7 protein-coding genes, 1 tRNA gene and 1 pseudogene are annotated in these 13,600 nt (G+C 61.7%); 7 read left to right on the top strand and 2 right to left on the bottom strand.

What is annotated here, in order from left to right:
- Nucleotides 1-51: 51 nt before the first annotated feature.
- The 4 genes from dnaG to ACK56M_RS02280 all read left to right on the top strand — a co-directional run bounded on the left by dnaG (nt 52) and on the right by ACK56M_RS02280 (nt 8,102).
- Nucleotides 52-2,034, top strand: coding sequence for a DNA primase (gene dnaG / locus ACK56M_RS02295; protein WP_013970579.1), 1,983 nt, complete (start codon nt 52-54; stop codon nt 2,032-2,034).
- 67 nt (nt 2,035-2,101) lie between these two features.
- On the top strand, nt 2,102-3,952 hold the full coding sequence (gene rpoD, locus ACK56M_RS02290; protein WP_013970578.1) for an RNA polymerase sigma factor RpoD: 1,851 nt from the start codon (nt 2,102-2,104) through the stop codon (nt 3,950-3,952).
- Between the two features lie 313 nt (nt 3,953-4,265).
- A complete protein-coding gene (locus ACK56M_RS02285) occupies nt 4,266-8,009 on the top strand; it encodes a bifunctional diguanylate cyclase/phosphodiesterase (protein ID WP_015268714.1) in 3,744 nt (1,247 codons plus the stop codon).
- 16 nt (nt 8,010-8,025) lie between these two features.
- Nucleotides 8,026-8,102 (top strand) — tRNA-Ile (locus ACK56M_RS02280).
- A 74-nt stretch (nt 8,103-8,176) separates the two neighbouring features.
- Here ACK56M_RS02280 and nicB read toward each other — a convergent pair.
- Nucleotides 8,177-9,115: pseudogene (gene nicB / locus ACK56M_RS02275) on the bottom strand (6-hydroxy-3-succinoylpyridine 3-monooxygenase).
- A gap of 469 nt (nt 9,116-9,584) precedes the next feature.
- Here nicB and ACK56M_RS02270 point away from each other — a divergent pair.
- Nucleotides 9,585-10,046: an Lrp/AsnC family transcriptional regulator gene (locus ACK56M_RS02270; RefSeq protein ID WP_015268712.1), complete on the top strand. Its 462-nt coding sequence runs from the start codon at nt 9,585-9,587 to the stop codon at nt 10,044-10,046.
- 13 nt (nt 10,047-10,059) lie between these two features.
- Here the strand turns inward: ACK56M_RS02270 and ACK56M_RS02265 are convergent, their stop codons facing one another.
- Nucleotides 10,060-10,350 (bottom strand): hypothetical protein, encoded by a 291-nt coding sequence (locus tag ACK56M_RS02265; protein WP_015268711.1) that lies wholly within the window; start codon nt 10,348-10,350, stop codon nt 10,060-10,062.
- 600 nt (nt 10,351-10,950) lie between these two features.
- Between ACK56M_RS02265 and ACK56M_RS02260 the strand changes: the two genes are divergently transcribed.
- Nucleotides 10,951-12,633 carry a flavin monoamine oxidase family protein gene (locus ACK56M_RS02260; RefSeq protein ID WP_015268710.1) on the top strand — a complete coding sequence of 561 codons (1,683 nt, stop codon included), beginning with the start codon at nt 10,951-10,953 and terminating at the stop codon, nt 12,631-12,633.
- Nucleotides 12,634-12,647: 14 nt separating this feature from the next.
- Complete coding sequence (locus ACK56M_RS02255) at nt 12,648-13,442, top strand: carbon-nitrogen hydrolase family protein (RefSeq protein ID WP_411959242.1); 795 nt, start codon at nt 12,648-12,650, stop codon at nt 13,440-13,442.
- Nucleotides 13,443-13,600: the final 158 nt, after the last annotated feature.

The raw sequence follows: 13,600 nt of genomic DNA, 5'->3' as shown, positions 1-13,600 counted from the left end.
ATTCGGCGCGTGAGCGATTAGACTTGCCAGCTGCCAGATGACGAGACTGCCATGGCCGGGCTGATTCCCCAGAGTTTCATTGACGACCTTATCAACCGCCTCGACATCGTCGACGTGGTGAGTTCGCGCGTCCAGCTGAAAAAAACCGGCAAGAACTATTCCGCCTGCTGCCCGTTCCACAAGGAAAAAACCCCTTCCTTCACGGTCAGCCCCGACAAGCAGTTCTACTACTGCTTCGGCTGCGGCGCCGGCGGCAACGCCCTAGGCTTCGTCATGGACCACGACAACCTGGACTTCCCCCAGGCGGTCGAGGAGCTGGCCCGCGCCGCCGGCATGGAAGTACCCCGCGAGCAAGGTCGCCGCGACCACAAGCCGCGCCAGCCAACCGATTCGCCGCTGTACCCGCTGCTGGACGCCGCCTCGGAGTTCTACCGCCAGGCCCTGCGCAGCCACCCGACCCGCAAGGCAGCGGTGGATTACCTCAAGGGCCGCGGCCTGTCCGGGGAAATCGCCCGTGACTTCGGCCTGGGCTTCGCCCCGCCAGGCTGGGATAACCTGCTCAAGCACCTGGGTGCCGACACCTTGCAGCAGAAGGTGATGATCGATGCCGGCCTGTTGATCGAAAACGCCGAAAGCGGCAAGCGCTACGACCGTTTCCGCGACCGGGTGATGTTCCCGATCCGCGACAGCCGCGGACGCATCATCGCCTTTGGTGGCCGAGTGCTCGGCGACGACAAGCCCAAGTATCTGAACTCCCCGGAAACCCCGGTGTTCCACAAGGGCCAGGAACTCTACGGCCTGTACGAGGCACGCAAGCACAACCGCAACCTCGACGAAATCATCGTCGTCGAGGGCTACATGGACGTCATTGCCCTGGCCCAGCAGGGCCTGCGCAACGCCGTGGCCACCCTCGGCACCGCCACCAGCGAAGAGCACCTCAAGCGCCTGTTCCGCGTGGTACCCAGCGTGCTGTTCTGCTTCGACGGTGACCAGGCCGGGCGCAAGGCCGCCTGGCGCGCCCTGGAGTCGACCCTGTCGAACCTGCAGGACGGCCGCCGCGCGCGCTTCCTGTTCCTGCCCGAAGGCGAAGACCCGGACAGCCTGGTGCGCGCCGAAGGCACCGACGCCTTCATGGCCCGCATCAACCAGCACGCCCAGCCGCTGGCCGATTACTTCTTCGAGCAGCTAAGCGTCGAAGCCGACCCGCGCTCGCTGGAAGGCAAGGCGCACATGGCGACCCTTGCCGCACCGCTGATCGAAAAGATCCCCGGCGCCAACCTGCGCCAGCTGATGCGCAACCGCCTTAAGGAAATCACCGGCCTCGACCCGCAGCAGGTCGAGCAACTGGCGCAACACGCCCCGGCCACCAGCAGCGTGCCGGACTACGACCCTGGCTACGACTATGACGCCATGGCCAGCTATACCCCCGATTACGGCGACATGCCGCAGCACGACTTCGCCCCCGTTCATCAGGAACAGGAGTGGAAGCCGAACAAGGGCGCTGGCAAGAAGCAGTGGGGCGACAAACCCTGGGACAAGAACCGCAAGGGTGGCAAGCCATGGCAGCAGCGTGACGAAGCACCACCACGCGTACCGGCCCCGGTCGAGCCACCCACCCTGGCCGCCCTGCGCACGTTGCTGCACCACCCTCTGCTGGCCGGCAAGGTGGAAGATGCCAGCCACTTCGCCGATGAAGAACACTTGTACAGCCAGCTGCTGGTGGCACTGATCGAAGCCGCGCAGAAAAATCCTGGGCTAAGCTCAATGCAGTTGATCGCACGTTGGCACGGCACCGAACAGGGGCGCCTGCTGCGGGCCCTGGCGGAAAAGGAATGGCTGATCGTGGCCGACAACCTTGAACAACAGTTTTTCGACACTATAACTAGCTTGTCCGCCCGCCAACGCGAGCGCAGCCTGGAACAACTGCTCAGGAAATCACGTCAAAGCGAATTGACCAGCGAGGAAAAAACCCAGCTCCTCGCCCTGCTGAGCCGGAATGTTCCCGCACAAACGCCGACCTCATCTGGCGCGTGAGGCCCATGCTCGGGTATAATCCTCGGCTTGTTTTTTGCCCGCCAAGACCTTCAGTGGATAGGGTGTTATGTCCGGAAAAGCGCAACAGCAGTCTCGTATCAAAGAGTTGATCACCCGCGGTCGTGAGCAGGGCTACCTGACTTACGCGGAGGTCAACGACCACCTGCCTGAGGATATTTCAGATCCGGAACAGGTGGAAGACATCATCCGCATGATCAACGACATGGGGATCAACGTATTCGAGAGTGCTCCGGATGCGGATGCCCTTCTGTTGGCGGAAGCCGACACCGACGAAGCCGCGGCCGAAGAAGCCGCTGCTGCGTTGGCGGCAGTTGAAACCGATATCGGCCGCACGACCGACCCGGTGCGCATGTACATGCGCGAAATGGGCACCGTCGAGCTGCTGACCCGCGAAGGCGAGATCGAAATCGCCAAGCGTATCGAGGAAGGCATCCGTGAAGTCATGGGCGCCATCGCTCACTTCCCGGGCACTGTCGACTACATTCTCAGCGAATATGACCGTGTCACCAGCGAAGGCGGCCGTCTGTCGGACGTTCTCAGCGGTTACATCGATCCTGACGACAATATCGCCGCGCCGACCGAAGAAGTGCCGATCCCAGGCACCAAGGCCGCCGCTGCGAAGGAAGAGTCCGACGACGACGAGGACGAATCCGAAAGCGGTGACGACGAGGAAGAGGCCGAGAGCGGCCCGGACCCGGAAGTCGCCCGTCAGCGTTTCGGCGCGGTCAACGACCAGCTTCAGGCCACCAACAAGGTTCTGAAGAAGAATGGTCGCACCCACCAGGAAAGCATCGACGCCCTGCAGGCCCTGGCCGATTTGTTCATGCCGATCAAGCTGGTACCGAAGCAGTTCGAGGTACTGGTAGAGCGTGTTCGTGACGCCCTGAACCGCCTGCGCCAGCAGGAACGCGCCATCATGCAGCTGTGCGTGCGTGACGCCCGCATGCCGCGTGCCGACTTCCTGCGCATGTTCCCGAGCAACGAAACCGACCAGACCTGGAGCGGTGACCTGGCCAAGCGCAACACCAAATGGGCTGCCGCCCTGGGTGAAAAGGACGCTGCCATCGTCGCTTGCCAGCAGAAGCTGATCGACCTTGAGACCGAAACCGGCCTGACCGTTGCCGAGATCAAGGAAATCAACCGTCGTATGTCGATCGGTGAAGCCAAGGCCCGCCGCGCCAAGAAAGAAATGGTCGAGGCGAACCTGCGTCTGGTGATCTCCATCGCCAAGAAGTACACCAACCGTGGCTTGCAATTCCTCGACCTGATCCAGGAAGGCAACATCGGCTTGATGAAAGCGGTGGACAAGTTCGAATACCGTCGCGGCTACAAGTTCTCGACCTATGCCACCTGGTGGATCCGCCAGGCGATCACCCGTTCGATCGCCGACCAGGCGCGCACCATCCGTATTCCGGTGCACATGATCGAGACGATCAACAAGCTCAACCGTATTTCCCGCCAGATGCTGCAGGAAATGGGTCGCGAACCGACCCCGGAAGAGCTGGGCGAGCGCATGGAAATGCCTGAGGACAAGATCCGCAAGGTACTGAAGATCGCCAAAGAGCCGATCTCCATGGAAACCCCGATCGGTGACGACGAAGATTCGCACCTGGGTGACTTCATCGAGGACTCGACCATGCAGTCCCCGATTGACGTGGCCACGGTCGAAAGCCTCAAGGAAGCCACTCGTGACGTGCTCTCGGGCCTGACCGCACGCGAAGCCAAGGTGCTGCGTATGCGCTTCGGTATCGACATGAACACCGACCACACCCTCGAAGAGGTGGGCAAGCAGTTCGACGTGACCCGCGAGCGGATCCGTCAGATCGAAGCGAAGGCGTTGCGCAAACTGCGCCACCCGACTCGCAGCGAGCATCTGCGCTCCTTCCTCGACGAGTGATGACAAAACCCCGGCCCAGGCCGGGGTTTTTCTTTTCCGGCTGTTGCGCAAAATCTGAATTCTGGCGCGATCTCTGTAGGAGCAGCCTTGTGCTGCGAAGAGTCCATTGCAACAGTAGATGATCTTTCGCCTGACTGGCGTCTTCGCAGCACAAGGCTGCTCCTACAGGGGGTGCGCATGCCATGAAGGCCATGCAGGTCGCCCCACACCCGCAAGGCCCTGTTGCCTCTGACAAAAGACCCTGCCTTCCACCGCACACCTACAGCAATGCCCGTCTACACTCGACTTCATACCACTTGAATGTGAGGCCGCTATGCCGCTGATGCCGGCCATCCTGTTGCTGCTCCTGATCTTGTGGAACACAACGGCCGGCGCCCTGACCCTGACAGACGAGGAGAAAGCCTGGTTGGCTGCCCACCCGCAGCTGAGCCTGGGTGTAGACGCCTCTTGGCCACCGTTCGAGTTTCGCGACCAGGAGGGCCGGTACCAGGGATTGGCCGCCGATTACATCGCCACGATCCAGCAACGCCTGGGCGTGACGCTCAAACCGGTCGAACCCAGCAGCTGGACCGAGGTACTGGCGCAAGCACGCGAAAGCCGCATCGACCTGCTGCCCGGCATCATGTCCACCCCCGAGCGCCAAGGCTACCTGGCCTTCACCCGGCCGTACCTCGACTTCCCCATCGTTATCCTCGCCCACAAAGGCGGTGCACAGCCGCGCAACCTGGACGACCTTTACGGCCTGAAGATTGCCGTGGTCGAAAACTACGCCCCGCACGAACTGCTGCGCACCCAACACCCAGACCTCAACCTGGTGGCCCTGCCTAACGTCAGCTCTACCCTGCAGGCCCTGGCCACCGACGAAGTGGACGCCGTGGTCGGTGACCTCGCTTCAAGCATCTGGAGCCTGCGCCAGCTCAAGCTCGACGGCCTCTACGTCAGCGGCGAAACGCCCTACCGCTACCAATTGGCCATGGCCGCCCCGCGCGACAAGAAAGTACTGGTCGGCATTCTCGACAAAGTGATAGCCGACATGAGCAGCAGCGAAGTCAGCCAGATCCAGCAACGCTGGGTGGGCAATGTGGTCGACCAACGGATGTTCTGGTCGGACCTGCTGGTGTATGGCCTGCCCACGGTGCTGGTATTGATGGCCGTGCTGGCAGCGGTCATCCGGATCAACCGCCGGCTCAGTTCGGAAATTTCACGGCGCATCGCCCTGGAGCAGGAACTGCGCAGCAGCGAGTACCACTATCGCAGCCTGGTCGAGAGCCTGTCCGCCATAGCCTGGGAGGCCGACGCCAACGACTTCACCTACAGCTACGTCTCGCCCCACGCAGAAGGCCTGCTCGGCTACCCATTGGCCGACTGGCTCAAACCTGGCTTCTGGCGCAGCATCCTGCACCCGGAGGATGCCCTCTGGGCCCAGGCCTACTGCGACAGCGAGACTGCCGCCGGCCGCGACCACAGCCTCGACTACCGGGTGATCAGGGCCGATGGCCAGCCACTGTGGGTACGCAACATCGTCAGCATGATCGAGCATGGCCACCAGCCGGTGATGCGTGGCCTGATGATCGACATCAGCGAGACCAAGCGCACCGAGGACGCCCTGCGCCTGTCCGAACAGAAGTTCGCCTCGGTGTTCCAGCAGTGCCCCGACATCCTGCTGATCGCCCGCCACAGCGACGGCTGCCTGCTGGAGGTGAACGAGGCCTTCGAAGAGCAGATCGGCCTCACCCCGAGCCAGGTAATTGGCCGCACCGCCACCGAGCTCAACCTGTGGGGCGTCGAAGGCGACGGCCCGCGGCTGCTCGAACGCCTGCACCAAGGCGGTATCCGCAACCTGGAAATGAGCTTCCGCCGCAGCAACGGCCAACTCTTCACCGGCCTGACCTCGGCCGAAACCTTTGAACTCGACGGCAACCTCGCGCTCGTGGTGGCGGTACGCGATATCAGCCAGCTCAAGGAAACCCAGGAGCAGCTACAAACCTCGGAAGAGAAATTCGCCAAGGCCTTCCATGCCTCGCCCGATGGCCTGCTGCTGTCGCGCCAGAGCGACGGTTTGCTGCTCGAAGTGAACGAAGGCTTCTGCCGCCTGACCGGCTATGATCTCAGCCCGACCATCGACCAGACCTCGCTGGACCTGGGCATCTGGGTCGACCTCAACGAGCGCAAGCGTCTGGTCCAACAGCTAAAACGCGACGGCTTCGTACGCGACTTCACGTGCCACCTGCGCCGCAGCGACGGGCAGATTCGCCTCTGCGAACTCTCTGCACGGCCGCTGCCGATTGCTGGCGACGACTGCATACTGACCATCGCCCGCGACATCACTGAGCGCCATCTGATGCAGGAAAAGCTGCAGCTGGCCGCCACCGTGTTCGAGAACACCGCCGAAGGCGTGCTGATCACCGACATCGACCAGCACATTAGTGCCGTAAACCGCGCCTTCAGCGAAATCACCGGTTACAGTGAGATCGAAGCCCTCGGTCAGACCCCACGCCTGCTCGCCTCCGGCCAGCACGACAGTGCGTTCTATGCCGCCATGTGGCACCAGCTGACCGATGAAGGCCATTGGCAAGGCGAGATCTATAACAAGCGCAAGAACGGCGAACTGTACCCCGGCTGGCTGACCATCAGCGCCGTACGCAACAGCGAGCGCGAGATTACCCACTTCGTCGCTGTGTTCGCCGACATCTCCAGCCTCAAGCACGCCCAGGCCAAGCTTGACTACCAGGCCCACCACGACCCACTGACCGGCCTGCCCAACCGTGCCCTGTTCGAGAACCGCCTGCAGGCCGCGCTCACCTGCGCGCAGGTCTCCAACCGCAAGGGCGCGGTGCTGTTCCTTGACCTCGACCGTTTCAAGCACATCAACGACAGCCTCGGCCACCCGGTCGGCGATCTGCTGCTCAAGGGCATCGCCCAACGCCTGAAAGAGCAGGTGCGTGATGTCGACACCGTGGCCCGCCTGGGTGGCGATGAGTTCATCATCCTGCTGCCCGGCCTGCACAAACCCAGTGACGCCAGCGCCATCGCCAACAAGCTGCTGACCTGCTTCAACGCGCCATTCCAGGCTGGCGAGCATGAGTTCTTCACCAGCGCCAGCATCGGCATCAGCCTTTATCCACAGGACGGTACCGACGTTGCCACACTGATTCGCAACGCCGACGCCGCCATGTACCGCTCCAAGGCCAAGGGCCGTAACCGCGTCGAAGCCTACACCCTCGACCTCACCGCCCAGGCCAGCGAACGCATCGCCCTGGAGCACGAACTGCGCCGCGCCATCGAGCGCAACGAACTGAGCCTGTGCTTCCAGCCCAAGCTCAGCCTCAAGACACAGAGCCTGGTCGGTGCCGAAGCGCTGATACGCTGGAGCCACCCGACCTTTGGTGAAGTGCCGCCGGAGCACTTCATTCACCTGGCGGAAGAGAACGGCACCATACTCCAGATCGGTGACTGGGTACTGGAGCAGGCCTGCCGGCAGATGCAGGCCTGGAAGATGCACTACGACCCCTTCGGCCCGCTGTCGATAAACCTCGCCGGCGCCCAGCTACGCCATCCCCACCTTGCCAGGCGCATCGAACAGTTGCTGAAGCACTACCAGCTCACAGCCGGTGACCTGCAGCTGGAAATCACCGAAAACTTCATCATGAGCCAGGCAGAGGAAGCCTTGGCCGTGCTGTACCAGCTGAAGAAACTGGGCGTGCAACTGGCCATCGACGATTTCGGCACCGGTTATTCATCGCTGAGCTACCTCAAGCGCCTGCCGCTGGACATTCTCAAGATCGACAAGTCGTTCATCCGCGGGCTGCCCGACGACCCTCATGACGCCGCCATCGCCCGCGCCATCATCGCCCTGGGCCGCAGCATGCAGCTGACCATCATTGCCGAGGGCGTGGAAAACCAGGCCCAGCAACGGTTCCTGGCGGCAGAGGGCTGTGAGCAGATCCAGGGCTACATCGTCAGCCTGCCCCTGCCCCCGGACGACTTCGCGGCGACGTTTCTTCGCATAGCACTATCGGATCTTTCAGATGGCACAGGTGCGAAACCCTCGTTATAATCCGGCCACTTACTGAGGGCCTATAGCTCAGTCGGTTAGAGCAGAGGACTCATAATCCTTTGGTCCACGGTTCGAGTCCGTGTGGGCCCACCAGAAAACTCAAAGGCCTACGTTGCAGAACGTAGGCCTTTGTCATTTCAGGGACTGCAGTCGTCATGTTCTCCTGACTAGGGCAACTCCTCTTGCTGGGCTATCCAGCTGTGTATGTACTGAAGAACCCGTGTCGCACCTTCGGCAGTTTCCACCAGCTCTATCGGCCGCTCACCACTGAGGAACTGATTGGGCTGCTCCATCCACTTGAACGCTGCCGCCCTGCTTCCGCGTACAGGAATGGCCAAATCCAGAATTTCCTGCAGCAGTTCAGGTTGTCCATACCAGGACTCCGGCTTGATGGTTGGTTTCCTCCCTGGAATCACTCTCGGTAGCTGACAGGCCGCAAGCTCGCCTGAATTGATGTGCTCTCGCTTCCAGTGCGCAAACTTGATCAGGTCGGTATTCGCCGAGCGGTTTTGCCCCGACGTCGGCACAACCACGCCAATCCGCACATCTGTGTGAGCACGAATCATCTGAAGTGCAGGAGCGATGTCAGTATCGTTGGTAACGATGACGGCATGGTCAACCTGCCCCGTGATCGAATCATGGTAAGCCTGGAGGGCCAGATTCACGTCGCTCTGTTTCTCCTCCACCTTCCAGGCCTGGATTTCCTGGCACTCACGCGGAGCCTTGTCCGGATTTTCAGGGTCGACGATCTTCACCTTCATTTTATTGACGGCGTAATAACCTTCGATGAGCTCTATTCGACCGTCATGCAGCTTGCGCAAAGCAGTGTGGTAGCGAGCTTGTGACGACACTGAATCGCCAGCACGGGCGACCGACTCGATGATCTTTGCCGTGAAATATTTGATCGAGGGGGATTCCAGGAGCCGCCATGCCCTGATCTGGCCATGGCTGTCCGTGACCAGTATGGAAGGCAAGATGTGCTTTTCAAAGAGAGGTAGCAGGTCGAGCCACTTGTACGGTGTGCCGCGCAAGCAGCCGTAGTAGAAGTTTTAGCCGTCGATATAGATACGAGTGCGCAGAGGCTCAGAATCAAGCTTTCTCTGCATTTTTTGCACTCCAGAAACGAAAAAACCGGCTTAAGCCGGCTTTTTCCCCCTCCAACCAGATGGTCATGCCACGCCGGTCGTGAGGGTTAGTTGTTGTCGGCAGTATTGCGCAATGAGGGAGCTGATGCAAGGTAGTAGGCTGGCATCCTCGTCCTCCGAAACACAACGTTCGTGAGAGGGCCATTCTCTGCTCAGGCATGGCTATCTAAACAGCTATAAATCGTTAGATTTTGTGAGCTCCTATTCCACCCTAGACCGCACCTCGACCTGCCGGACCAATCGAGCAGTTCTGTCATTGCGCCCGATGCTTACATGCCGGCGCAGCAGCTGTAGGAGCGGCCTTGTGTCGCGAAAGGGCCGCGAAGCTGCCCCGGGATTGCAGCACTGATGCAACGCATGGCCAACTGTCTACCCTTGCCCTGCTTACCGCAGGCTGGCTAGGCTAGCGGGTCAACCGTAGAGACTCGCCATGTCGGATTCCCGCTCCATCACGCTGGATGAAATCGATCGCCAGCTGATCGCCCTGTTGCAGATAAACGCCCGCGAAAGCGTCGCCACCCTCGCCCGCCAGCTGGGCATCGCTCGTACTACCGTCAACTCGCGTCTGGAGCGGCTGGAGAAGAACAAGGTCATCTCCGGCTATGGCGTGCGCCTGGGCCAGCGGGTGATGGGGGGTGGGCTGCAGGCGTATGTGGGGATCAAGGTGCAGCCGCGCTCGGGCAAGGAGGTGGTGCGGCGCCTGAGTGCCATGGGCCAGGTACAGCAGCTGTGCGCAGTGAGCGGCGAGTTCGACTATGTGGCCTGGCTGCGTACGGATTCGCCCGAGCAACTGGACCAGTTGCTCGACCAGATCGGCAGTGTCGACGGGGTGGAGAAGACCACCACGTCGATCATTCTCAGCAGCAAGGTGGACCGAGGGCAGCCGCTCTGAACCTGGCTGGCGGTCAGGCCTCCTGGCCGTCGAGCAGGCCTTCCAGAATCGCCGAAAGGCTTTCGGCGGAATGCTGCATCGACCAGACGATGTCACGGCTGCGCTCGGGGGCGTGATGCTGGGCATAGTCGGTGGCGATCTGATTGAGGCCACGGGCCAGCAGGCAGGCGTGGACCAAGGCGTCTGCGGCGTCGATGCCGGGGCGTATGGCGAATAATGGCGGGTGGCTGGTTTCGCAGTTGCAGAAGGTTTTTTCTGCGGTGGGTTTCAGTTTTTCGGGTTGGTCGGAATAAGTCTTCTTCATGATGCAGTTTCCAAATTGAGTCTTGAGAAAACCGCCTACCAACTCCTTCTCACGGGAAATAGGTGGCAGCCATGCACGGGGTGAGAACCGGCCAACTTGGAAATCCGGCCAGGCGAAAGCCTGCCCGCGCACAGCTGCCATGACATAAGCCTTGGTACGAAGTTGGAGATGGGTTCTCACACCCAGTCGCCCGAACAGCGGCGACCCAGTGAAGTTAACGATGAGGCGTTTCCCACGCAGCCAGACCGAGGCTATAGCGGGCGTAGGGTAATTCTTTAATTCATGGCATGGGTGTAGGAACTGTCTGATCACACCCTGTGGGAGCGGGCGTGCCCGCGAACACGGGCGAAGCCCGTGCCATACACCGCGGGGGCTTCTTCGCGGGCTCGCCCGCTCCCACAGGGGGCCGATGCTGTGCTTGAGATGGGTAGGCTTCCTGTTCGTCATAAAGCAATCTTGTTTATACATTTCGACGATTCAAGCTACATTCAGACAACAATATGCACCTTAATAACGAACACCCCACTCCCTAAAATGGCCTCCAGGCATCTCCTATACTCAGGCTCCGCCCCTGCGCAGCCTCTCTGGCAAGGTCACTTCATGAACAAGAAAAACCGCCACCCCGCCGATGGTAAAAAACCCGTCACCATCTTCGGCCCGGATTTCCCCTTCGCCTTCGACGATTGGCTGGAACACCCCGCAGGCCTGGGCAGCATCCCGGCCGAGCGCCATGGTGAGGAAGTGGCAATCGTGGGCGCCGGTATCGCCGGCCTGGTGGCGGCCTACGAGCTGATGAAGCTGGGCCTAAAGCCGGTGGTGTACGAAGCATCCAAGCTGGGTGGCCGGCTGCGCTCGCAAACCTTCAACGGCACTGACGGGATCATCGCCGAACTGGGTGGCATGCGCTTCCCGGTGTCGTCCACTGCCTTCTACCACTACGTGGACAAGCTGGGCCTGGAGACCAAACCGTTCCCCAACCCACTGACCCCGGCCTCGGGCAGCACTGTGATCGACCTGGAAGGCCAGACCTACTACGCCGAAAAACCCACCGACCTGCCCAAGTTGTTCCACGAAGTGGCCGATGCCTGGGCCGACGCGCTGGAAAGCGGTGCCCAGTTCGCCGACATCCAGCAGGCCATCCGCGACCGTGACGTACCGCGCCTGAAAGAGCTTTGGAACAAGCTGGTACCGCTGTGGGACGACCGCACGTTCTACGACTTCGTCGCCACCTCGCGCTCGTTCGCCCAGCTGAGCTTCCAGCACCGCGAAGTGTTCGGCCAGGTCGGCTTCGGCACCGGCGGCTGGGACTCGGACTTCCCCAACTCGATGCTGGAAATCTTCCGCGTGGTGATGACCAACTGCGACGACCACCAGCACCTGGTAGTCGGCGGTGTGGAACAGGTACCGCAAGGCATCTGGCGCCATGTACCGGAGCGCTGCGTGCATTGGCCGGAAGGCACCAGCCTGAGCGGGCTGCATGGCGGCGCACCGCGTACCGGGGTCAAGCGCATCGCCCGCGCTGCCGATGGCCGCCTGGCGGTCACCGACAACTGGGGCGACACCCGTCACTACAGTGCCGTGCTCGTCACCTGCCAGACCTGGCTGCTGACCACCCAGATCGACTGCGAGGAATCGCTGTTCTCGCAAAAGATGTGGATGGCCCTGGACCGCACCCGCTACATGCAGTCGTCGAAGACCTTCGTCATGGTCGACCGGCCGTTCTGGAAGGACAAGGACCCGGAAACCGGCCGCGACCTCATGAGCATGACCCTCACCGATCGCCTCACCCGTGGCACCTACCTGTTCGACAACGGTGACGACAAGCCGGGGGTGATCTGCCTGTCCTACTCGTGGATGAGCGATGCGCTGAAGATGCTGCCGCACCCGGTGGAAAAACGCGTGCAACTGGCCCTGGATGCACTGAAGAAGATCTACCCGAAGACCGACATTGCCGGGCACATCATCGGCGACCCGATCACCGTTTCCTGGGAAGCCGACCCGCACTTCCTCGGCGCCTTCAAGGGCGCGTTGCCTGGGCACTACCGCTACAACCAGCGCATGTACGCGCACTTCATGCAGCAGGACATGCCTGCCGAGCAGCGCGGCATGTTCATTGCCGGTGACGATGTGTCGTGGACGCCGGCCTGGGTGGAAGGCGCGGTACAGACATCGCTGAATGCGGTGTGGGGTATCATGAATCACTTCGGTGGCCGCACCCACCCGGACAACCCCGGCCCAGGCGACGTGTTCGACGAAATCGGCCCGATCGCCCTGCCGGACTGAGACAAGGAGGCAGCATGCGCATCGCTCTGTTCCAGGGCGCACCCAAGCCACTGGACGTGCCCGGCAACCTGCAACGGTTGCGCCACCAGGCGCAACTGGCGGCCGAACGCGGCGCCAGTTTGCTGGTGTGCCCGGAGATGTTCCTGACCGGCTACAACATCGGCCTGGCCCAGGTCGAGCGCCTGGCCGAGGCCGCCGATGGTCCGACGGCCATGGAGGTGGTGGAAATCGCCCAGGCGCACCGCATCGCCATCGTCTACGGGTATCCGGAGCGTGGCGATGATGGCGCGATCTACAACAGCGTGCAGTTGATCGATGGTCACGGCCGCAGCCTGAGCAACTATCGCAAGACCCACCTGTTCGGCGAGCTGGACCGCTCGATGTTCAGCGCAGGTGCCGATCACTTCCCGGTGGTGGAGCTGGATGGCTGGAAGGTCGGTCTGCTGATCTGCTACGACATCGAGTTCCCGGAAAACGCGCGACGCCTGGCGCTGGACGGTGCCGAGCTGATCCTGGTGCCGACGGCGAACATGTCGCCGTACGACTTCATCTGCCAGGTGACCGTGAGGGCGCGGGCGCAGGAGAATCAGTGCTACCTGGTGTATGCCAACTACTGCGGCTCGGAAGACGATATCCAGTATTGCGGGCAGAGCAGCATCGTCGGCCCGGATGGTAGCCTGCTGGCCATGGCCGGGCGGGACGAGTGCCAGTTGCTGGCGGAGCTGGAGCATGAGCGGGTGGTACAGGGGCGGGTGACGTTTCCTTACCTGAGCGATCTGCGCCAGGAGCTGCACCTGCGTAAAGGCTGACAGGGGCCGCTGTGCGGCCCATTCGCCGGCAAGCCGGCTCCCACCTCGACCGCACCGGTTTCAAGGCATGTGCATTCCCTGCGGGAGCCGGCTTGTCGGCGATAGGGCCAAGCCTGCCAACACAAATGGGTTAGCATGAACACCTGCCCCGGAGTTTC

Origin of the sequence: Pseudomonas sp. s4 (assembly GCF_046764235.1) — a bacterium.
GTDB classification, from domain to species: domain Bacteria; phylum Pseudomonadota; class Gammaproteobacteria; order Pseudomonadales; family Pseudomonadaceae; genus Aquipseudomonas; species Aquipseudomonas asiatica.
This window is presented reverse-complemented; position numbering and strand designations above follow the sequence as displayed.

Excerpts from the sequence above, each read along its gene's own strand:
- rpoD (WP_013970578.1), top strand. The coding sequence starts at position 2,102 with ATGTCCGGAAAAGCGCAACAGCAGTCTCGTATCAAAGAGTTGATCACC.
- ACK56M_RS02265 (WP_015268711.1), bottom strand. The coding sequence starts at position 10,350 with ATGAAGAAGACTTATTCCGACCAACCCGAAAAACTGAAACCCACCGCA.
- ACK56M_RS02285 (WP_015268714.1), top strand. The coding sequence starts at position 4,266 with ATGCCGCTGATGCCGGCCATCCTGTTGCTGCTCCTGATCTTGTGGAAC.
- ACK56M_RS02260 (WP_015268710.1), top strand. The coding sequence starts at position 10,951 with ATGAACAAGAAAAACCGCCACCCCGCCGATGGTAAAAAACCCGTCACC.
- ACK56M_RS02270 (WP_015268712.1), top strand. The coding sequence starts at position 9,585 with ATGTCGGATTCCCGCTCCATCACGCTGGATGAAATCGATCGCCAGCTG.
- ACK56M_RS02255 (WP_411959242.1), top strand. The coding sequence starts at position 12,648 with ATGCGCATCGCTCTGTTCCAGGGCGCACCCAAGCCACTGGACGTGCCC.
- dnaG (WP_013970579.1), top strand. The coding sequence starts at position 52 with ATGGCCGGGCTGATTCCCCAGAGTTTCATTGACGACCTTATCAACCGC.